Consider the following 19,766-nt stretch of genomic DNA (forward strand, 5'->3'; position numbering starts at 1 on the left):
ACCCCTCGCATGTCGCGCTTCTTCGTCAACCACCCGACGGTGGCCTGGGTCATGGCCATCGTCATCGTGCTCATCGGCATGCTCGCCATCCATGCGCTGCCGGTCGAACGCTATCCGCAGATGGCGCCGCCGACCATCACCGTGCGCGCCAGCTACACCGGCGCCTCGGCGCAGACGGTGGAGAACACCGTCACCCAGCTGATCGAGCAGTCGCAGCAGAGCCTGGACCATCTGCTGTACATGACCTCCACCAGCGCCTCGGACGGCAGCGCCCAGGTCAACCTGGTGTTCGAGACCGGCACCAACGCCGACACCGCCCAGGTGCAGGTGCAGAACCAGCTGCAGTCGGTGATGTCGGTGCTGCCGCAGGCCGTGCAGCAGAACGGCCTGGTCATCACCAAGTCCAGCGGCTCGCTGTTCGAGGTGGTGGCGTTCACCTCCGACGACGGCAGCATGGACAACTTCGATGTCGCCAACTACATGGAGTCGAACATCGATGACCAGATCAGCCGCGTCAGCGGCGTGGGCAACATCCAGCCGCTGGGCTCGGAATACGCCATGCGCATCTGGCTGGATCCGGAGAAGCTGCGCAAGTACGCGCTGATGCCCTCCGATGTGGAGAACGCGCTGCAGTCGCAGAACACCGACGTGTCGGCCGGCGAGATCGGCGGCCAGCCGGCGCTGCGCGGCCAGCGCCTGGACGCGACCGTGACCACCCGCAGCCGCCTGCAGACCCCGGCGCAGTTCGGCGCGATCGTGCTCAAGAGCGACGCCAGCGGCGCCGCGGTGCGCCTGTCGGACGTGGCCACCATCGGCCTGGGTCCGGAGACCTACGACAGCATCACCCGCTTCAACGGCAAGCCCTCGGCCTCGCTGGGCATCGAGCTCAACTCCGACGCCAATGCGGTGGAGACCTCCGAGGCGATCGAGAAACGCCTGCAGGAGCTCAAGCAGTACTGGCCGCACGGCTACAACTACCACATCGCCTTCAGCACCACGCCCTTCGTCACCACCTCGATCAAGGAGGTGGTGATCACCCTGATCGAGGCGGTGCTGCTGGTGGTGGCGGTGATGTACCTGTTCCTGCAGAACTGGCGCGCCACGCTGATCCCGACCATCGCCGTGCCGGTGGTGCTGATGGGCACCTTCGGCGTGCTGGCCGCGTTCGGCTATTCGATCAACACCCTGACCATGTTCGCCATGGTGCTGGCGATCGGCCTGCTGGTGGACGATGCCATCGTGGTGGTGGAGAACGTCGAGCGCGTCATGAGCCAGGAAGGCCTGCCGCCCAAGGAGGCCACGCTGCGCTCGATGCAGCAGATCGGCGGCGCGCTGGTCGGCATCGTGCTGGTGCTGACCGCGGTGTTCGTGCCGATGGCGTTCTTCAACGGCGTCACCGGCGTGATCTACCGGCAGTTCTCGATCACCATCGCCGCCTCGATGATCCTGTCGGTGCTGGTGGCCATGACCCTGACCCCGGCGCTGTGCGTGACCATCCTCAAGCCGCTGCACCAGGGCGAGGAGGCGATCGGCTCGCACGGGCGCTTGGGCCGGTTCTTCCTCTGGTTCAACACGCGCTTCCGCCGGCTCACCGAGCGCTACCGCGGGCTGGTCGAGCGCGTGCTGGGCCGACGCGCGCTGGGCCTGATCGCCTATGCGCTGCTGATCGCGGTCACCGGCCTGCTGCTGTGGCGCCTGCCCGGCGCGTTCCTGCCCGACGAGGACGAGGGCATGCTCAACGTGCTGGTCAAGCTGCCGGCCGGCTCCACCCTGGAGCAGACCCTGGCGGTGACCGACCGCCTGACCCAGGCCGCGCTGAAGGATGCCGGCGTGCGCTCGGTGCTGTCCTCGGCCGGCTTCAGCGTGACCGGCGCCGGCCAGAACGTCGGCATGGCCTTCATCCGCCTGAAGGACTGGGACGACCGCGACGACGACGCGGCGACCATCGCCGATCATCTGAACAAGGCGCTGGCCGACGTGCCGGATGCGGAGCTGTTCGTGACCTCGCCGCCGGCGATCACCGGCCTGGGCGACGCCTCGGGCTTCACCTTCGAACTGATGGACTACGAAGGCGCCGGCCACGCCGCCCTGGTTGCCGCGCGCGACAAGCTGCTGCGCCTGGCCCAGCACGATCCCAAGCTGATGAACGTGCGCTACGCCAGCCTGGAGGACGCGCCGGTGTACGCGGTCAAGATCGACGACGCCAAGGCGCAGGCGCTGGGCCTGGATCCGGGCGACATCAACGCCACGCTCAACAGCGCGCTCGGCGGCGACTTCGTCAACAACTTCATCTACAAGGGCCGCATCAAGAAGGTCTTCGTCCAGGGCGATGCGCAGGCGCGCATGACGCCGCGGGACCTGGACCGCTGGACGGTGCGCAACAGCGGCGGCGACATGGTGCCGATGTCCTCCTTCACCCAGTCGCACTGGACCAGCGCGCCGGCCGCGCTGGAGCGCTACAACGGCGTGTCGGCGATGGAGCTGACCGGCCAGGCGGTGCCCGGGGTCAGCTCGGGCGCGGCGATGGACGAGATGGCCGAACTGAGCAAGCAGCTGCCGCACGGCTTCGGCTACGCCTGGTCGGACATGGCCTACCAGGAGAAGCTGTCGGCCAACCAGGCGCCGGCGCTGTACGGCATCTCGCTGCTGTTCGTGTTCCTGTGCCTGGTGGCGCTGTACGAGAGCTGGTCGATCCCGTTCGCGGTGATGCTGGCGGTGCCCGTGGGCGTGTTCGGCGCGGTGGCGCTGATGAGCCTGCGCGGGCTGGAGAACGATGTGTACTTCCAGGTCGGCCTGCTGACCACCGTCGGCCTGTCGGCCAAGAACGGCATCCTGATCGTCGAGTTCGCGCGCGAGCTCGAGCACAAGGGCGAGAGCCTGCTGGCCGCCACCCTGCACGCGGTGCAGATGCGCCTGCGGCCGATCCTGATGACCTCGCTGGCCTTCCTGCTCGGCGTGCTGCCGCTGGTGTTCAGCAAGGGCGCCGGCTCGGCCGCGCGGCACTCGCTGGGCACCGGCGTCACCGGCGGCACGCTGGCCTCGATCACGCTGGGCCTGTTCTTCGTGCCGCTGTTCTACGTGAGCGTGCGGCGGCTGTTCCCGGATCGCACGGCGGCCAGCACGGAGGTGCAGGCATGAGCACGCCCGTCCGCATCGGCGTGGCCGCGGCCACGCTGCTGGCCCTGGCCGGCTGCACCCTGGCGCCGACCTACCAGCGCCCGGCCGCGCCGGTGCCGGCCGACCTGGCCGCGGCCGACGCCGCGCCCGCCGCCGGCATCGCCGTCGACACGCTGGCCCTGCCGGACTGGCAGCAGGTGTTCCTGGATCCGCGCCTGCGCCAGACCATCGCGCTGGCGCTGCAGAACAACCGCGACCTGCGCGTGGCGATGCTGTCCATCGACAAGGCCCGCGCGCAGTACCGCCTCCAGCGCGCCGCGCAGCTGCCGTCGTTCGACGCCAACGCCAGCATGAGCCGCGGCCGCACCAGCGCCGCCAGCAACGACGACGGCGTGTCCGAGGTCAGCACCAGCGACGCGCTCCAGGTCGGCCTGAGCAGCTGGCAGCTGGACCTGTTCGGCCAGCTGCGCAGCCTGAGCCAGGAGGCCCAGCAGACCTGGCTGTCCAGCGCGGAGAATCAGCGCAGCGTGCGCCTGAGCCTGATCGCCCAGGTCGCCGCGGCCTGGCTGACCGTGGCCGCCGACCAGGCGCAGCTGACGCTGGCCCAGCAGACCCTGGACAGCCAGGCGCAGACCCTGCAGCTGACCGAGCGCCAGCACAGCGTCGGCAGCGTGTCGGGATTGGACCTGGCCCAGCAGCAGACCAGCGTCGAATCGGCGCGGGTCGCCGTGGCCAGCGCCGCCACCCAGCTGGCGCAGGCGCACGACGCGCTGCAGCTGCTGGTCGGGGCGCCGCTCGATGCCACCCTGCTGCCGACCGAGCAGGCGCTGCAGGACAGCGTCGCCCTGGCGCCGCTGCCGGCGCACCTGTCTTCGGCGGTGCTGCTGCAGCGCCCGGACGTGCTCGCCGCCGAGCACAGCCTGCAGGCGGCCAATGCCGACATCGGTGCCGCGCGCGCGGCGTTCTTCCCCTCGCTGAGCCTGACCGCGTCCACCGGCCGCAGCAGCGATGCGCTGTCCACGCTGTTCTCGGCCGGCAGCCGCACCTGGTCGTTCGTGCCCAGCATCACCGCGCCGATCTTCCATGCCGGCGCGCTGAAGGCCTCGCTGGATGCCTCCAAGCTCGGCAAGGACATCGCCGTGGCGCAGTACGAGAAGGCGATCCAGTCGGCCTTCGCCGAAGTGGCCGACGCCCTGGCCACGCGCGACCACCTGCAGGCGCAGCTGACCGCGCAGCAGGCCTTGGTGGACGCCAGCCAGCGCAGCTACACCCTGGCCGACGCGCGCTACCGTGCCGGCCTGGACGGCCACCTGGCGGTGCTGGATGCGCAGCGCTCGCTGTACGCCGCGCAGCAGGCGCTGATCACCCTGCGCCAGCAGGACGCCAGCAACCGGGTCACGCTGTACCAGGTGCTGGGCGGCGGCGCCGACGCCCAGGCCACCGCCGCGCGCTGAGCCGCCGCGGCGCGGGCATGCGCCCGTCATCGCCCGCGCATGAGCCCATGCGCGATCGCCATCTGCGCCGGCACCGCACGGCCGACGCGTGGCCGATAATCGCGGTCCATCGCCTGTGGGGAGATCGTCGATGTCGCGCCGCCTTGCCGCCCTGCTGATCCTGGGCCTGTTCGCCTCGTCCCTGGCCCCGGCGCGCACGCCGGCGCAGGGCGCGGCGCCGCCCACCGCGCACCTGACCGTGCCCGCCGACGACGGCCTGCCCCTGGCGGTCTGGGCGCGCGTGCCGGCGCATCCGCGCGGCACGATCCTGCTGGTGCACGGGCGCACCTGGAGTTCGCGCCCCAACTTCGACCTGCAGGTTCCAGGCGAGCCGGCCGATGCGCGCTCGGTGCTCGCGGCGCTGGCCAAGGCGGGCTACGCGGCGTATGCGCTGGACCTGCGCGGCTATGGTGCCACCCCGCGCGACGCCTCCGGCTGGGATACCCCGGAGCGCGCGACCAGCGATGTGATCGGCACGCTGCGCTGGCTCGCTCAGCGCCATCCCCAGCTGCCGGCGCCTGCCCTGCTGGGCTATTCGAACGGTTCGCTGGTGGCGCTGCTGGTCGCGCAGCAGCAGCCGGCCGCGCTGTCGACGCTGGTGCTGTACGGCTTCCCGGTCGATGTCGACGCGCCGCCCTCGCCGCCCGCCGACACGCCGGCCCAGCCGCCGCGCCAGCCCACCACCGCCGAAGCGGCGGCCTCGGACTTCATCACCGCCGGCGCGTTCCCGCCGGCGGTGCGCGAGGCCTACGTCGCCCAGGCGCTGGCCGCCGACCCGGTGCGCAGCGACTGGCGCGCGACCGAGCAGTTCCGCTTCACCCCCGAACAGGTGCGCCTGCCCGTGCTGCTGCTGCGCGGCACCCACGACCCGCTGGCCACCCAGGACGAGAGCGGCCACCTGTACCGGCGCCTGGGCAGCGGCGACAAGACCTGGGTGACCCTGCCGGACGCGGACCACGTCGCCCACGTCGAGGACGGCCACGCCGGCTGGGTGCGCGCAGTGACCGATTTCCTCAGCCGTCCGCGCGTGCCGGCGAAGTCCGCACCGTGAAGCGCACGACGCCCGGGATCGCCGGGCGTCGGATCGGTCACGCGTTGAAGTGAGGGCTTGGCGCCTCAGGCGACGCGGCTAGCGCCGCGCCGCGCGCGCTCCAGGTGCACCAGCAGCAGCGAGATCGCCGCCGGGGTCATGCCGGGGATGCGCTGGGCCTGGCCCACGGTCTGCGGGCGCACGCGTTCGAGCTTGCCCTGCACCTCGGCCGAGAGCCCGCGCACGCCGGCGTAGTCGAACGCCTCCGGAATCGGCGTGCCCTCGTTGCGCTGCTGGCGCTCGATCTCCACGCGCTGGCGATCCAGGTAGCCGGCGTACTTCACCGCGATCTCGACCTGCTCGGCCACCTGCGCATCGTCCACGCCCGGGCCGATGCCTTCGACCCGCATTAGCCGGGCGTAGTCCAGCTCGGGGCGCTTGATCAGGTCCAGCGCGCTGCTCTCGCGGCTGACCGCCACGCCGAGTGCGGCCTCCAGCTGCCGGCCCAGTGCGTTGGCCGGGGTGGCCCACAGCGCGCGCAGGCGCTGGGTCTCGCGCTCGACCGCCTCGCGCTTGGCCTCGAAGCGCGACCAGCGCGCGTCGTCGACCAGGCCCAGCGCGCGGCCGATCGGCGTCAGGCGCGCATCGGCGTTGTCCTCGCGCAGCTGCAGGCGGTATTCGGCGCGGCTGGTGAACATGCGGTACGGCTCGGAGGTGCCGTGGGTGATCAGGTCGTCCACCAGCACGCCCAGATAGGCCTGATCGCGGCGCGGCGACCAGGCGTCCCGGCCCTGCACCGCGCGCGCGGCGTTGAGCCCGGCCAGCAGGCCCTGCGCGGCGGCTTCCTCGTAGCCGGTGGTGCCGTTGATCTGGCCGGCGAAGAACAGCCCGGCCACCAGCTTGGTCTCCAGCGAGGCCTTCAGCCCGCGCGGGTCGAAGAAGTCGTACTCGATCGCATAGCCCGGCCGGGTGATGTGCGCCTGCTCGAAGCCGACGATGCTGCGCACCAGTTCCAGCTGCACGTCGAAGGGCAACGAGGTGGAGATGCCGTTGGGGTAGATCTCGGCCACGTCCAGGCCTTCGGGCTCGACGAAGATCTGGTGGCTGGACTTCTCGGCGAAGCGCACCACCTTGTCCTCGATCGAGGGGCAGTAGCGCGGGCCGATGCCCTCGATCTGGCCGCTGTACAGCGGCGAGCGGTGCAGCGCGTCGCGGATGATCTGATGCGTGCGCTCGGTGGTGTGGGTGACCCAGCAGGCGACTTGGCGCGGGTGCTCGCGCACATCGCCCAGGAAGCTCATCACCGGCAGCGGGTCGTCGCCGGGCTGCGGCGCCATGGCCGCGTAGTCCAGCGTGCGCCCGTCGATGCGCGGCGGCGTGCCGGTCTTGAGCCGGTCGATGGCGAAGGGCCGTTCGCGCAGGCGCGCGGCCAGGGTCGTGGCCGGCGCATCGCCCATGCGCCCGGCGGCGTACTGGGTCGGCCCGATATGGATCTTGCCGGCCAGGAAGGTGCCGGCGGTCAGCACCACGGCCGGCGCCTCGAAGCGCAGCCCGGTCTGGGTCAGCACCCCGCGCACGGCGTCGCCTTCGATCAGCAGGTCGTCCACCGCGGCCTGGAACACGGTCAGGCCCGGCTGCGACTCGACCATGCGCCGGATCGCGCTGCGGTACAGCGCGCGGTCGGCCTGGCAGCGGGTGGCGCGCACGGCCGGGCCCTTGGAGGCATTGAGCGTGCGCCACTGGATGCCGGCCAGGTCGGCGGCGCGGGCCATGGCCCCGCCCAGGGCGTCGATCTCCTTGACCAGGTGACCCTTGCCGATGCCGCCGATGGCCGGGTTGCAGCTCATCGCCCCGACCGTCTCGATGTTGTGGGTCAGCAGCAGGGTGCGGGCACCGGCGCGCGCGGCCGCCAGCGCGGCCTCGGTGCCGGCATGGCCGCCGCCGACCACGATGACCTCGTAGCGGTGGAAGGACGCATTCATGACGCGGATTTTCTCATGCGAAGGGCGGTCGCGGGCCCGGCAACGGGGCCGGCGCGAAAAAGTTGGCACGGCTTCTGCGTAATCCCATCGGCACCCATCGTGGCAAGCGACTTCGGGCGCCTAAGGCTGGTATTGGAACAGGGGCCAGCCGCTAGCGCACGTTGGGGACGCCGGGGTCGGCAGTCGGGGGACTGCCGGCCCCTCTTTTTTTGTGGCCACGGCGGCGGTCGAACAGCGGCGCGCCCTGGCCGGGAATCCAGCGGATCCCTAGAAAACACAACGCCCGGCATGGCCGGGCGTTGTGCTGTTTAGGCGCCGACGACCGGCAAGGGCCGGAACAGGGGGGATCCAGATTTCCCCACCGGGCGTCGGCATGGAAGCCGTTGTTAGCTCGTGTTACGTCAGAAAACGACGCAACCGGTCAACGTGGCGCTAGCTTGCGGGCGCGACCGGCTCGGACGCAAGCACTCATTCATCGTTGCCGATCGGGCGATGACGGAAGTGAGACGCCCGTGGCATTGCCTATTCCTCGTTGCGCGAACGCGGGGTCAGCCGCGGCGGCAGGGCCGGGCGGCTGGGCGTGGACCGCATCGGCCGCTCGACGCCTTCGGCGCGCGGCGGCATGGCCGGGCGCGACATGCCCGCCGGGTTGGACGGATTGGACGGCCGCTGCGGGCGCAGGCGGTCGGGCAGCTGCGGACGCCCGTTGTCGCCGGTCATCGGCGGGCGCGGCCAGCCGCCCGGGGGCGGGCGATGGTCGCCATCGCCGGGCCGGCCGTCGTGCGGCGGGCGCGGCACCGGGCGGATCACGTAGTAGGGACGGTTGTAGTAGTACGGCGCGTAGCCATACCCGTAACCGCCGCCGTAGCCGTAATAGCCATAGCCCGGGGCGCCGCCGTAGTAGCCGCCCCAGTAGCCGTCGGGATAGGTGTAGCGGTAGGTCGGGCTGCCCCGGTAATAGCCACCCGGGCCACTGCCGCCGGCGTAGTCGTAGGTGGCGCAACCGCCCAGCGCAGTGAGGGCGATGGCGGCGATCAGCAGGCGTTTCATGGTGGACCCCCCGGTCTGCACCGTTCTCAAGGTCGCCAGATTGGGCCTAACGCATTGAACCCGTGATTAATTCTGTCAGGCGCGTGACTTGCTGCAGTGCGGCGGCAAAAGCGCATCGGGTACGCTTAAGGCCATGTCCGACCTGCCCCATTTCGACGACGTTCTCGACGCCGCCGCCCGCATTGCGCCGCATGCGCGCCTCACCCCGACGCTGACCTCCTCCACCCTCGACGCCATGAGCGGCGCCCGGCTGTTCTTCAAGGCCGAGCACCTGCAGCGCACCGGCGCCTTCAAGTTCCGCGGCGCCTGCAATGCGGTCTGGGCGCTGGACGATGCGCAGGCCGCGCGCGGGGTGGTCACCCATTCCTCGGGCAACCACGGCGGCGCCCTGGCGCTGGCCGCGGCCACGCGCGGCATCCCCTGCCATGTGGTGGTGCCCGAGAACGCCGTCGAGACCAAGCTGGCCGCGATCCGCCGCAACGGCGCGGTGCTGCATCTGTGCGCGCCGACCATCGCCGCGCGCGAGGCGGGCGCCGCCCGGATCCAGGCCGAGACCGGCGCGCACCTGGTCCATCCCTACACCAACCCATTCGTAATCGCCGGCCAGGGCACCGCGACCCTGGAACTGCTGGAGCAGGCCGGCCCGCTCGATGCGCTGGTCACGCCGGTCGGCGGCGGCGGGCTGGCCTCCGGTTCGGCGCTGGCCCTGCACGCGCGCCATCCCGAGGCGCAGCTGTGGCTGGCCGAGCCGGAAGGCGCCGCCGACACCGCGCGCTCGCTGGCGGCCGGGACGCTGCAGCTGGACTTCGTCCCCGACACGGTCTGCGACGGCCTGCGCGGCACGCTGGGCGCGCCCAATTTCGACCTGCTGCGTCAGCACCGGGCCCGCGTGGTCACCGTGTCCGACGCCGACACCATCGCCGCCATGCGCCTGCTGTGGCAGGTGACCAAGCAGATCGTCGAGCCCTCCTCGGCCATCGTCCTGGCCGTGGTGCTGGCCAACCGCGAGGCCTTCGCCGGCAAGCGGGTGGGCCTGGTGCTGTCCGGCGGCAATGTCGACCTGGACGCGCTGCCCTGGTCCAGGGTGTGAGCCGCACGCGTCGCCGCTGGGGCCTGTGGGGCTGGGCGTGGCGCCTGGTCTGCGTGCTGCTGCTGTGGCTGGTCGGGGTCTCGGCCTACATCATCGGCGTGGGCTGGCGCGACCAGGCCGCGCCGGCCGACGCGATCATCGTGCTGGGCGCGGCGGCCTACGACGCGCGGCCTTCGCCCGTGTTCGAGGAACGCCTGCGCCATGGCATCGACCTCTACCAGCGCGGCCTGGCCGGGCATCTGATCTTCACCGGCGGCTTCGGCGGGGCCGGGGCGCGCTTCGCCGAATCGCAGGTCGGGCGGCGCTATGCGCTCAAGGCCGGCGTGCCCGAGCAGGCGATCCTGATCGAGACCACCTCGCGCACCACGCGCCAGAACCTGCAGCAGGCCGCGCGCCTGATGCAGGCGCACCAGCTGCACACCGCGATCATCGTCTCCGACCCGCTGCACATGGCCCGGGCGATGCGGCTGGCGCGCCAGGAAGGCATCAGCGCGCTCGCCTCGGCCACGCCGACCAGCCGCTTCCGCAGCGTCCGGGCCAGCTGGAAGTTCTTCCTGCAGGAGCTGTACTTCTTCCACCGCGACCTGGTGCTCGAAGCGGTCTAGGCCGGCCCCTTCAAGCCCCGCCATCCCCCGGGCGTTATCATTCCGCCTCACCCCACAGAAGCGACTGGCTTACATGAAGATCGACGGTACCCGGCGCCAGGACCGCGCCACCGAGTTGGTGCTGGCCTATTACGCGGCCTTCAACCGCAGCGATCGCGCGGCGATGCTGGCCCTGCTCACCGACGATGTGGCCCACGACCTCAACCAGGGCGCGCGCGAGATCGGGCGCGAGGCGTTCACCGCCTTCCTGCAGCGCATGGATGCCAGTTACAGCGAGCAGCTGCGCGACATCGTGGTGATGGTCTCGCCCGACGGCCGGCGCGCGGCGGCCGAGTATGTCGTGCACGGCACCTACCACCACAGCGATGCCGGGCTGCCCGAGGCCTCCGGCCAGACCTATGTGCTGCCGGGCGGGGCCTTCTTCGAGATCGAGGACGAGCGCATCGCGCGGGTCAGCAACTACTACAACCTGCAGGACTGGATCGCCCAGGTCGGCGGCTGAGGCCGCATCGGGATCGCACGCTCCACGCGTCCCGGGCGCCAGCGGCGTGCCGGGCGCCCTTCATCGTTGCTGCGGCGTGCCATGGCGATCGACGCGGGCGTGCGATGCTGGCGTCCCCCCGCGTCCCTGTCCGTTCAACGGAGCCTGCAATGATCAAGGTCAGCGTGATGTATCCCTACGTGGCCGGCGCGCGGTTCGATCACGCCTACTACGCCAACACCCACATGCCGCTGCTCAAGGCGCGCATGGGCGATGCCTGTCTGTTCTACACGGTCGACAAGGGACTGTCGGGCGGACTGCCCGGCAGCGATCCGGCCTTCGTGGCCATGTGCCACATCTATAGCGACTCGGTGGACAGCTTCACCGCGGGCTTCGGGCCGCATGCGCAGGAGATCCTGGGCGACATCCCCAATTACACCGACCTGGAGCCGGTCATGCAGATCAGCGAGGTCGTGATCAGTCAGCCCTGAGCGGGCGCCCGTCGCCGCGGCTCATTCGCCGCGACGGCGGATGGGGATGCGCGAGACCGGCACGGCGGCCACATCGCGGCCGCTTTCGCGGATCGGCGCGCCGGCCTGCGGCGCCCAGGCGTGGGCGTAGATGACCTCCCAACTGCTGGGCAGCACGCCCTGCGGCGTGCGCATCGCCTCGTAGGCGCGCGCGGCGGCGGCCAGTCGCGCCTTGCCGGTCAGCGTCGCGCGGCGCTGGGCCAGCGCATTGGTCGCGCCCAGCGCGCGCAGTTCGCGCATCAGCGCCGGCAGATCGGGATAGGTCAGGGTGAACAGATCGCGGTCCAGCACCGGATCGCGGAAGCCGGCCATCATCAGCGCATCGCCGAACTGGGCGATCTGCGGGAACGGGCTTACGTGCGGCGCCGGATCGCCGGCGAAGGCCTCGCGCAGCTCGATCAGCGTCTGCGGACCGAAGGTGGAGCACAGCAGCAGCCCGCCGGGCTTGAGCACGCGGCGAAAACCCGCGAACGCGGCCGGCAGGTCGTCGACCCACTGCAGGCACAGGTTGGCGAACAGCACATCGACGCTGCCCTCGGCCAGCGGCAGCGCGCGCGCATCGGCGCACACCCGCGCGAACGGCTTCCACCAGCCGGCCTGCTTCTTCGCCTCGCGCAGCATCGGCAGCGAGAAATCCAGCGCCACCACCTGCGCCTTGGGCCAGCGCTTGCGCAGCCTGGCCGCGGCGCTGCCCGGGCCGCTGCCCAGGTCCAGCACGACCTGCGGCACGCGCTGGTCCAGGTAGTCGAGCGATTCGAACAGGCGCTGCTCGACCTCGCGGTGGAGCACGGCGGCATCGGCATAGGTGCCGGCGGCGCGCGCCAGGGCGCGGCGCTGATGGCGGACATCGAACAGGGGCATGGGCCTATTGTCCGCCAGCGCACCGTCCCGCGTCAGGCGCGGCCCTGGCACGCTCCAGTTCACCGTCCGCGCAAGGCGCCGTCCAGGAACGGCACCAGCGCCGCCTCCACCGCGTCCAGGTGCGCCAGGAACGGCGCATGGCCGCCGCCGGCGATCTCCACGAAGCCGGCCTGCGGTGCCAACCCGGCGGCGGCGGCCATGCCGCGCGGCTGCACCAGCCGGTCGCGCGCGCCGGCGATCCACAGCGAGGGCATGCCCAGGCCCGGCAGCAGGTGGCGCAGGTCGCTGCGTTCGAGCAGCGCCAGGCCGGCCTGCAGCGCAGCCGGCGCCGGTTCGCCGCGGGCGAAGAGCATGGCGCGCAAGCTGCGCAGCGTGGCCTGCCCGTGCGCGCTGCCCAGCGTGTCCAGGGCGATGAAGCGCTCCAGCGTGCCGCGATAGTCCTGCGTCAGGTCGCGGCCGAACTGGGCGAACACCGCCGGCGGCACCGCGTGCGGCCAGTCCGGCGCGGCGGTGAAGCGCGGCACCGAGGACAGCATCGCCAGCGCGCGCACCTGGCCCGAGCTGGCCGCGGCCTTGAGCGCGAACAGGCCACCCAGCGACCAGCCCAGCCACGCCGCCGGCGGCGTGGCGGCGCAGATCGCCGCGACCGTGGCCGCCAGGGCCAGCGGCACCGTGCTGTCGCGGCTCAGGCCGTGGCCCGGCAGGTCGACCACGTGCAGCTCGAAGCGGTCGGCCAGGCGTTCGACCAGCGGCGCGAATACGCCGCCATGCAGTGCCCAGCCGTGCACCAGCACCAGGGGCGCGCCGTGGCCGTGGGTTTCGATGTGCAGGGTCATGAGGGTCGCGGTGTGGGCTGCAAGCGATCTGCCACGCGCGCGGACGCCGAACGGGCATCGACCCCGCGCGGCACGGAGACAGGCGCCGCGCTCACGCCACGCCGGCTGCCTCTTGCAGCTGCGGCGCGCGGGTGCGGGCCAATGCCTCGACCAGGCCGTCGATGTCCTCGGGCGTGTGCAGCGCGGTCAGCGTGACGCGCAGGCGGGCGGTGCCCTCGGGCACGGTCGGCGGGCGGATCGGCTTGACCCAGTAGCCGGCCGCTTCCAGCGCCGCCGACCAGGCCACCGCCTGCGCGTCGGCGCCGCACAGCACCGGCTGGATCGGCGTGTCCGAACGCAGCAGGTCCAGCCCGGCCGCCGCGGCCTTGGTGCGGAAGCGATCGATCAGGCCGGCCAGCCGCTCGCGCCGCCAGTCGTCGCGGCGCGCGTGGCGGATCGCCTCGCTGCTGGCGCGGGCCAGCGCCGGCGGCAGCGCGGTGCTGTGGCTGTAGGGCCGCGCGGTCTCGGCCAGGTGCTGGATCAGCGCGGCATCGCCGACCACCAGCGCGCCGTAGCCGCCCAGCGCCTTGTCCAGGTTGATCAGCTGCAGCGGGACGTCCTCCTCGGTCAGGCGCGCCTCGGCGACGCTGCCGCGACCGGCCGGGCCGCGCACGCCCACGCCGTGCCCATCGGCGACGTAGAACAGCGCCTTCTGCACCCGCGCCACCAGGGCCAGCGCGCGCAGCGGCGCCACGTCGCCGTCCATGCCGAACACGCCATCGGTGGCCAGCAGCGCCGCGCCATCGGGCACGTTGCGCAGCTGGCGGATCGCGCCTTCGGCGTCGCCATGCGGATAGCGGCGCAGCCGGCAGCCGGCCAGGCGCGAGGCGTCCATCAGGCTGGCGTGGTTGAGCCGGTCCTGCACGCAGACATCGCCCTCCTCGCCCAGCAGCGCCTGCTGCACGGCCAGGTTGGCCAGGAATCCATTGCCGAAAAGCAGCGCCGCCGGCGCCTCCAGCCAGTCGGCGACGTCGCGTTCCAGCGCCGCGTGCGCGGCGTGATAGCCGCTGGCCAGTGGCGAGGCCCCGGCGCCGGCGCCCTCGCGCGCGGCCGCCTCGGCCAGCGCGTTGGTCACCTGGAACTGCTGCGCCAGGCCCAGATAGTCGTTGCCGCAGCATTCGACCAGCCAGCGGCCGTCGACCTCGACCCGCACGCCGTCGCGGCGTGCGACGGCGCGGCGCACCCGCACGCGGTCCTGGGCCACGCGCAGCTTGCGCAGCGCGACGATGCGGTCGTGCAGATCGGGGCGGGCCATGCTGCGTCCTGTGCGTCTGGCGTGGGTCGGCCGGCTAGCGTAATCCAGCCGATGGCGACCCGGATGACCGGCCACGCCGCCTAAACGCGCCGCGTATCCGCCAGCGCCGGCCCGGCCACGGCACCCGCCGGCCCGACAGGCGCTAAAGTCGCCGTATGCATCGGCAAGGACTGCCCTGGACGATCCGCATGGAGGCTTCCCCCACACAGTGGTTGCAACGCCTGGGACGCGCGCTGCTGGCGCCGCGCTGCCTGGTCTGCGACGCGCGCGGCGAGAGCGGGCTGGACCTGTGCGCGGACTGCGCCGCTGCCCTGCCGTGGAATACCACCGCCTGCCCCCGCTGCGCGCTGCCGATGCTGCACGCCCAGACCTGCGGACACTGCCTGCGCCATCCGCCGCCGATGACCCTCACCGTCGCCACGCTGGTCTATGGCCCGCCGCTGGACCGGCTGGTGCCGCGCCTGAAGTTCCACGGCGACCTGGCGGCCGGCCGGCTGCTCGCCGCGCTGATGGCCCAGGCCATGTCCGGCGCACCACGGCCGCAGGCCCTGGTGCCGGTGCCGCTGCACGACCGGCGCCTGCGCCGCCGCGGCTACGACCAGGCGCTGGAACTGGCGCGCGCCGTGGGCCGCCGCCTCGACCTGCCGGTCCTGGACACCGCGCTGCTGCGCAGCCGCGACACCGCCCCCCAGTCCGAACAGGACGCCCAAGCCCGCCGCCGCAATCTGCGCGGCGCCTTCAGCGTGCGACCAGGCGCCGCCCTGCCCGCGCACGTGGCCCTGATCGACGACGTGATGACCACCGGCGCCACCCTGCACGCCGCGACGCGCGCCCTGCTGCGCGCCGGTGTCGCGCGGGTGGATGGTTGGGTCTGCGCGCGGGTGGAGTGAGTCGGCTGCTCACTGGGCCTGCCTTGGATGCTGGAGCAACGGCGAGAGGTTTATGCTGCTGGGCAGACCGCCGTGGCAGCGCGCCCGCGTGTCATCCTGCCCTCGCCCGCTTGTCAGGAGAATGCCGATGTCCTTCGCCGCCGTTTCGGTTTCGCGCAGTTGGTGGGTGTTCCTGCTGTTCGGTCTGGTCGCCGTGCTGTTCGGCGTGTCCACGCTGATCTGGCCGGGCGGCACCGTGCTGGCGCTGGTGCTGGTCTTCGGCGCGTTCTCGCTGGCCGATGGCATCGTCAGCCTGATCAGTGCCTTCAGTCGCGAACACGTGCTGCCGCGCTGGCTGCTGGCGCTCTATGCGCTGATCTCCATCGCCTTCGGCGTGCTGGCCATCGCCCAGCCGGCGCAGATGGCCGCCGCACTGCTGTGGCTGCTGGCGGTGTGGCTGGTGATCGCCGGGGTGGCGCGCATCGTGTTCGCCGTGCAGGTGCGCAAGCACATCCGCGGCGAGTGGCTGCTGGTGCTCAGCGGGGTGCTGTCGATCCTGCTGGGCGTGCTGTTCTTCGTCTACCCGGCGGCCGGGCTGCTGACCATGGCGCTGTGGTTCGGCATCGGCGCAATCGTTTACGGCGCGCTGCAGCTGGTGGTCGCCTTCCGCCTGCGCGGGCATCGCCTGGCGGCCTGAGCCCGTCCGCTCAACCGGCCGGCATCACCGGCGGGACGTAGGGCAGGGTCAGCCCGAGCAGCCACAGCAGGCCGATCACCAGCGGGATGTGCACCAGCAACTGGATGAAGGTGAAGCCGACGATGTCGCGCGCCTTCAGCCCCAGCACGCCCAGCAGCGGCAGCATCCAGAACGGGTTGATCAGGTTGGGCAGGGCCTCGGCGGCGTTGTAGACCTGCACCGCCCAGCCCAGGTGCGCGTGCAGTTCGTTGGCTGCCTGCATCACATACGGCGCCTCGATCAGCCACTTGCCGCCGCCGGAAGGGACGAAGAAGCCCAGGATGGCCGAATACACGCCCATCACCGCCGGGAAGGTGTCCTGCGTGGCCACGTGCACGAACAGCTGCGAGAGATGGTGCGCCAGGGTGTCGCCATCGGCGCCCTTGGCCCCGGTGAGGATCATCGCGATGCCGCCATACAGCGGGAACTGGATCAGCACGCCGGTGGTGCTGGGCACGGCCTTGGCCACCGCGTTGAGGAAGCTGCGCGGACGCCAGTGCAGCAGCAGGCCCAGGGAGAGGAACAGGAAGTTGTAGGTGTTCAGGCTGGCGATCGCGGTGACCACCGGCTTGGAGACGAATTCGCCGGCCAGCCAGCCGAAGGCCAGCAGCGACAGCAGCACGGTCAGCAGCGGGCTGTATTCGAGCCATTCGCCCGGACGCGTGCGCGGCGGCAGCGCCTTGTCCGGCTCGCTCTGCGCCGCCTCGGGGAAGTCGGCCGCGGTACGCGCGGCCCGGCCCTGCGGCGCGGTGACCCAGCAGATCAGCAGCGAGACCCCGATCAGCACCGCGGTCAGCACGATCGACTGCCACAGGAAGATCGTCTCGGTGAAGGGCAGCACGCCGGTGATCTCCAGCAGGCCGGGCGGCATCGAGGCCGGATTGGCCTGCAGCTGCGCGGCCGAGGAGCTCAGGCCCATCGCCCACACCGCGCCCAGTCCGAGGTAGGCCGCGGCACCGGCGGCGCGGTAATCCATCTTCAGCTCGCTGCGCCTGGCCAGCGCGCGCACCAGCAGGCCGCCGAATACCAGCGAGAAGCCCCAGCTCAGCAGCGAGGCCAGCATGCTCACCAGGCCCACGTACACGATCGCCCCGCGGCCGCTGCGCGGCACCCGGGCCAGCTGGTCGATGAAGCGCGCCACGATCGGCGCGGTCGCCACCGCGTAGCCGCCGATGACCACGAAGGCCATCTGCATGGTGAAGGGAATCAGGCTCCAGAAGCCGCCACCGAAGGCCTCGGCCGTGGCCTTGGGCGTGGCGCCGGCGAGCATCGCGGCGATGGCCACCAGGATCACGCCCAGCACCGCGAACACGTAGGCGTCGGGGAACCACTTCTCGGCCCAGGCCGCGCTGCGCAGCGCCGCGCGGGCCATCACGCCCTGCCGGGCCTCGCCTTCGTTCGCCGCCATGAGCCTGCCCTCGTCATCCGATCCCCGGCCCGCATTGTCCAAGCCCCGGCCCGGCGCGGTCTGCTGGACGATGGTCTAGGCAAGGCCGCGCCGGCCGCCCGGCCGCGGCGCGTCAGGCCTTGAGCGCCAGCGACACCGCGATCCCGGCGAACACCGCCGCGCCGACCCAGTTGTTGTGCAGGAAGGCGCGGAAGCACGGCCCGCGCTCGCGGTGCCGGCACAGCCAGAACTCGTAGGCCACCAGCGCCACGGCCACGCCCAGGCCCAGCCAGTACGGCCAGCCCAGCGCCGCCTGCCGCCCGACCAGCGCCAGCGCCACGAACACCAGCGCATAGAGCAACCCCTGGATCGCCAGGTCCAGATCGCCGAACAGGATGGCGGTGGACTTGGACCCGGCGCGCAGGTCGTCCTCGCGGTCGACCATGGCATACCAGGTGTCGTAGGCGGTGGCCCACAGGATGTTGGCCGCGTACAGCAGCCAGCCCAGCGCCGGCACCGTGCCCTGCACCGCGGCGAAGGCCATCGGGATGCCGAAGCCGAACGCCAGCCCCAGATAAACCTGCGGCAGGTAGGTGTAGCGCTTGAGATAGGGGTAGCTGGCGGCCAGGAAGGCGGCTACCACGCTCAGGCCAATGGTCAGCCGGTTCATGGTCAGCACCAGGCCGAATGCCACCAGCATCAGCACCGCAAATACCCACAGCGCCTCGCGGCCGCTGACCCGCCCGGCGGCCAGCGGCCGCTCGCGGGTGCGCTCGACCTGCGGGTCCAGCCAGCGGTCGGCGTAGTCGTTGATCACGCACCCGGCCGAGCGCGTCAGCCAGACCCCGGCGGTGAACACCAGCAGCGTCCACCAGGGCGGCAACCCGCCCGCGGCCAGCCACAGCGCCCACCAGGTCGGCCACAGCAGCAGCAGCGCCCCGATCGGCCGGTCGCCACGGACCAGCTTCCAGTATTCCGCCAGCCGCCCGGGCCGCGGCGCCGGCGGCGCGTCGAATCGTTCGTAAGCCATCGCAAAAGGGTAGCAGGCCCGCGCAAGCCACCGCGGCAGCGTGCGCTCGCCCAAAGTCGTCGCCTGCCTCGCTTCGTCGTCCTCCCGGGGGAGCCATTGACTCCTCCGATCACGTCGCGCCCTCCTTTGTAGAGCGGAGCTTGTGGCAATCCCCTTTTGGGGACTCCGCTGCTCTTCGCCCGGTCCGCGGGAAAGCCCCAGCGGAGCAAGCTCCGCTCTACAGGGGGAGCAGCCCTTCGGCCCATGGCGGCGAGAGGCCTTCCCCACGCCGCCCCGCACCGCATTGCCGCTTCCGGCCACAACTGGCGTTAGTCCCCCGCAGGACGCTGCGCAGCCCCCCAAGCCCCTCCCTTCCCCTCCACACCCCAGGAAAACTCGATCGCATGCACGTTCTGGTCTGTGGAGGAGCCGGCTACATCGGTGCGCACGCCGCGCTGGCGCTGGCGCGGGCGGGCCATGAGGTCACCGTCCTGGACAACCTCAGCACCGGCCACCGCGCGGCGGTGCGCTGGGGGCGGCTGGTCGAGGCCGACCTGCTGCAGCCGCGGACGCTGGACGCGGCCTTCGAGCGCCCGGTCGATGCGGTGATGCATTTCTGCGCGCACTCGCTGGTGGACGCGTCGGTGCGCGATCCGTACGCGTACTACGAGAACAACGTGGTCGGCACGCTCAACCTGCTGCAGGCGATGCGCCGGCACGGGGTGGAGCGGCTGGTGTTCTCCTCGAGCGCGGCGATCTTCGGCCATCCGCAGGGCGCACGGATCGACGAGGCCCATCCCTGCGCCCCGATCAGCCCCTACGGCGCCAGCAAGCTGATGGTCGAGCGCATGCTGGCCGACGCCGCGCGCGCCTACGAGCTGCGCTCGGTGTGCCTGCGCTACTTCAACGCGGCCGGCGCCGCGGCCGAGGAAGGCATCGGCGAATCGCATGCCCGCGAGACGCATCTGATCCCCAACACCTTGCGCGCGGCGCTGGGCCGCGGCCCAGCGCTGCAGATCTTCGGCGACGACTACGACACGGCCGACGGCACCTGCGTGCGCGACTACGTCCATGTGCTGGATCTGGCCGACGCGCACCTGCGCGCGCTGACGCTGATGGAGCAGACGCCCGGCGCGCATGCGTTCAACCTGGGCAACGGCCAGGGTTTCAGCGTGCTGCAGGTGCTGCAGGCCGCGCGCGCGATCAGCGGGCGCCAGATCGACTACACGCTCGCGCCCCGCCGCGCGGGCGATCCGGCGACGCTGGTGGCTTCCGGGGACAGGGCGCGCACCGCGCTCGGCTGGCAGCCGCAGCACGCCACGCTGGACGCCATGATCGGCAGCGCCTGGCGCTGGCATCGCGCGCAGGCGTACTGAGATCCGCCGCGAGCGGCCTG

17 protein-coding genes are annotated in these 19,766 nt (G+C 71.8%); 10 read left to right on the forward strand and 7 right to left on the reverse strand.

Translation table 11 applies throughout. The features are described 5' to 3' along the window. The first annotated feature begins 9 nt into the window (after positions 1 to 9). The 3 genes from WFQ05_RS05315 (at position 10) to WFQ05_RS05325 (ending at position 5,661) form a co-directional block, all read left to right on the forward strand. A complete protein-coding gene (locus WFQ05_RS05315; protein ID WP_337052968.1) occupies positions 10 to 3,138 on the forward strand; it encodes an efflux RND transporter permease subunit in 3,129 nt (1,042 codons plus the stop codon). Further along, a complete protein-coding gene (locus WFQ05_RS05320; protein ID WP_337052969.1) occupies positions 3,135 to 4,571 on the forward strand; it encodes an efflux transporter outer membrane subunit in 1,437 nt (478 codons plus the stop codon). The genes WFQ05_RS05315 and WFQ05_RS05320 overlap by 4 nt, the downstream gene beginning before the upstream one ends. Positions 4,572 to 4,701: 130 nt before the next feature. After that, entirely contained in the window at positions 4,702 to 5,661 is a 960-nt protein-coding gene (locus WFQ05_RS05325) for an alpha/beta fold hydrolase (protein ID WP_337052970.1), read from the forward strand. 65 nt (positions 5,662 to 5,726) lie between these two features. Here the strand turns inward: WFQ05_RS05325 and mnmG are convergent, their stop codons facing one another. Both mnmG and WFQ05_RS05335 read right to left on the reverse strand, forming a co-directional pair. Beyond that, positions 5,727 to 7,622 carry a tRNA uridine-5-carboxymethylaminomethyl(34) synthesis enzyme MnmG gene (mnmG, locus tag WFQ05_RS05330; RefSeq protein WP_337052971.1) on the reverse strand — a complete coding sequence of 632 codons (1,896 nt, stop codon included), beginning with the start codon at positions 7,620 to 7,622 and terminating at the stop codon, positions 5,727 to 5,729. A gap of 522 nt (positions 7,623 to 8,144) precedes the next feature. Then, a complete protein-coding gene (locus WFQ05_RS05335) occupies positions 8,145 to 8,672 on the reverse strand; it encodes a hypothetical protein (RefSeq protein ID WP_337052972.1) in 528 nt (175 codons plus the stop codon). Between the two features lie 133 nt (positions 8,673 to 8,805). Here WFQ05_RS05335 and WFQ05_RS05340 point away from each other — a divergent pair, with 133 nt between their 5' ends. The 4 genes from WFQ05_RS05340 (at position 8,806) to WFQ05_RS05355 (ending at position 11,339) form a co-directional block, all read left to right on the forward strand. Then, complete coding sequence (locus tag WFQ05_RS05340) at positions 8,806 to 9,762, forward strand: pyridoxal-phosphate dependent enzyme (protein ID WP_337052973.1); 957 nt, start codon at positions 8,806 to 8,808, stop codon at positions 9,760 to 9,762. Then, positions 9,747 to 10,367 carry a YdcF family protein gene (locus tag WFQ05_RS05345; RefSeq protein ID WP_130516119.1) on the forward strand — a complete coding sequence of 207 codons (621 nt, stop codon included), beginning with the start codon at positions 9,747 to 9,749 and terminating at the stop codon, positions 10,365 to 10,367. Before WFQ05_RS05340 ends, WFQ05_RS05345 begins: the two co-directional genes overlap by 16 nt. Positions 10,368 to 10,440: 73 nt before the next feature. Beyond that, entirely contained in the window at positions 10,441 to 10,869 is a 429-nt protein-coding gene (locus WFQ05_RS05350) for a ketosteroid isomerase-related protein (RefSeq protein ID WP_130514722.1), read from the forward strand. Positions 10,870 to 11,018: 149 nt separating this feature from the next. Further along, positions 11,019 to 11,339 carry an EthD family reductase gene (locus tag WFQ05_RS05355; RefSeq protein WP_337052975.1) on the forward strand — a complete coding sequence of 107 codons (321 nt, stop codon included), beginning with the start codon at positions 11,019 to 11,021 and terminating at the stop codon, positions 11,337 to 11,339. A 21-nt stretch (positions 11,340 to 11,360) separates the two neighbouring features. On the opposite strand, the gene bioC is transcribed toward WFQ05_RS05355, so the two are convergent. The 3 genes from bioC to WFQ05_RS05370 all read right to left on the reverse strand — a co-directional run bounded on the left by bioC (position 11,361) and on the right by WFQ05_RS05370 (position 14,369). Next, positions 11,361 to 12,239: a malonyl-ACP O-methyltransferase BioC gene (gene bioC / locus WFQ05_RS05360; protein WP_130514719.1), complete on the reverse strand. Its 879-nt coding sequence runs from the start codon at positions 12,237 to 12,239 to the stop codon at positions 11,361 to 11,363. A 59-nt stretch (positions 12,240 to 12,298) separates the two neighbouring features. Continuing rightward, positions 12,299 to 13,069 carry a pimeloyl-ACP methyl ester esterase BioH gene (bioH, locus tag WFQ05_RS05365; protein ID WP_337053255.1) on the reverse strand — a complete coding sequence of 257 codons (771 nt, stop codon included), beginning with the start codon at positions 13,067 to 13,069 and terminating at the stop codon, positions 12,299 to 12,301. Positions 13,070 to 13,166: 97 nt separating this feature from the next. Beyond that, positions 13,167 to 14,369, reverse strand: a complete 1,203-nt coding sequence (locus WFQ05_RS05370) for an 8-amino-7-oxononanoate synthase (RefSeq protein WP_337052977.1) — start codon at positions 14,367 to 14,369, stop codon at positions 13,167 to 13,169. 188 nt (positions 14,370 to 14,557) lie between these two features. Between WFQ05_RS05370 and WFQ05_RS05375 the strand changes: the two genes are divergently transcribed. Both WFQ05_RS05375 and WFQ05_RS05380 read left to right on the forward strand, forming a co-directional pair. Next, entirely contained in the window at positions 14,558 to 15,259 is a 702-nt protein-coding gene (locus WFQ05_RS05375; RefSeq protein ID WP_337052978.1) for a ComF family protein, read from the forward strand. A 127-nt stretch (positions 15,260 to 15,386) separates the two neighbouring features. Further along, positions 15,387 to 15,935, forward strand: a complete 549-nt coding sequence (locus WFQ05_RS05380) for a DUF308 domain-containing protein (RefSeq protein ID WP_130523952.1) — start codon at positions 15,387 to 15,389, stop codon at positions 15,933 to 15,935. A 10-nt stretch (positions 15,936 to 15,945) separates the two neighbouring features. Here WFQ05_RS05380 and WFQ05_RS05385 read toward each other — a convergent pair whose 3' ends face one another. Together WFQ05_RS05385 and ubiA are read right to left on the reverse strand one after the other, a co-directional pair. Next, on the reverse strand, positions 15,946 to 17,346 hold the full coding sequence (locus WFQ05_RS05385) for a TIGR00366 family protein (RefSeq protein ID WP_337053256.1): 1,401 nt from the start codon (positions 17,344 to 17,346) through the stop codon (positions 15,946 to 15,948). A 148-nt stretch (positions 17,347 to 17,494) separates the two neighbouring features. Then, positions 17,495 to 18,391 carry a 4-hydroxybenzoate octaprenyltransferase gene (gene ubiA, locus WFQ05_RS05390; protein WP_337052979.1) on the reverse strand — a complete coding sequence of 299 codons (897 nt, stop codon included), beginning with the start codon at positions 18,389 to 18,391 and terminating at the stop codon, positions 17,495 to 17,497. A gap of 383 nt (positions 18,392 to 18,774) precedes the next feature. Between ubiA and galE the strand changes: the two genes are divergently transcribed. Beyond that, entirely contained in the window at positions 18,775 to 19,746 is a 972-nt protein-coding gene (gene galE / locus WFQ05_RS05395; RefSeq protein ID WP_337052981.1) for a UDP-glucose 4-epimerase GalE, read from the forward strand. The last annotated feature ends 20 nt before the right edge of the window (positions 19,747 to 19,766 follow it).

It is taken from the genome of Pseudoxanthomonas sp. USHLN014 (genome assembly GCF_037153335.1).
In the GTDB taxonomy this organism is placed as follows: Bacteria; Pseudomonadota; Gammaproteobacteria; order Xanthomonadales; family Xanthomonadaceae; genus Pseudoxanthomonas_A; species Pseudoxanthomonas_A winnipegensis.

Bases quoted from the DNA above. Each gene is read 5' to 3' on its own strand.
- WFQ05_RS05315 (WP_337052968.1), top strand. From the start codon at position 10: ATGTCGCGCTTCTTCGTCAACCACCCGACGGTGGCCTGGGTCATGGCC.
- WFQ05_RS05320 (WP_337052969.1), top strand. From the start codon at position 3,135: ATGAGCACGCCCGTCCGCATCGGCGTGGCCGCGGCCACGCTGCTGGCC.
- WFQ05_RS05325 (WP_337052970.1), top strand. From the start codon at position 4,702: ATGTCGCGCCGCCTTGCCGCCCTGCTGATCCTGGGCCTGTTCGCCTCG.
- mnmG (WP_337052971.1), bottom strand. From the start codon at position 7,622: ATGAATGCGTCCTTCCACCGCTACGAGGTCATCGTGGTCGGCGGCGGC.
- WFQ05_RS05335 (WP_337052972.1), bottom strand. From the start codon at position 8,672: ATGAAACGCCTGCTGATCGCCGCCATCGCCCTCACTGCGCTGGGCGGT.
- WFQ05_RS05340 (WP_337052973.1), top strand. From the start codon at position 8,806: ATGTCCGACCTGCCCCATTTCGACGACGTTCTCGACGCCGCCGCCCGC.
- WFQ05_RS05350 (WP_130514722.1), top strand. From the start codon at position 10,441: ATGAAGATCGACGGTACCCGGCGCCAGGACCGCGCCACCGAGTTGGTG.
- WFQ05_RS05355 (WP_337052975.1), top strand. From the start codon at position 11,019: ATGATCAAGGTCAGCGTGATGTATCCCTACGTGGCCGGCGCGCGGTTC.
- bioC (WP_130514719.1), bottom strand. From the start codon at position 12,239: ATGCCCCTGTTCGATGTCCGCCATCAGCGCCGCGCCCTGGCGCGCGCC.
- WFQ05_RS05370 (WP_337052977.1), bottom strand. From the start codon at position 14,369: ATGGCCCGCCCCGATCTGCACGACCGCATCGTCGCGCTGCGCAAGCTG.
- WFQ05_RS05375 (WP_337052978.1), top strand. From the start codon at position 14,558: ATGGAGGCTTCCCCCACACAGTGGTTGCAACGCCTGGGACGCGCGCTG.
- WFQ05_RS05380 (WP_130523952.1), top strand. From the start codon at position 15,387: ATGTCCTTCGCCGCCGTTTCGGTTTCGCGCAGTTGGTGGGTGTTCCTG.
- WFQ05_RS05385 (WP_337053256.1), bottom strand. From the start codon at position 17,346: ATGGCCCGCGCGGCGCTGCGCAGCGCGGCCTGGGCCGAGAAGTGGTTC.
- ubiA (WP_337052979.1), bottom strand. From the start codon at position 18,391: ATGGCTTACGAACGATTCGACGCGCCGCCGGCGCCGCGGCCCGGGCGG.
- galE (WP_337052981.1), top strand. From the start codon at position 18,775: ATGCACGTTCTGGTCTGTGGAGGAGCCGGCTACATCGGTGCGCACGCC.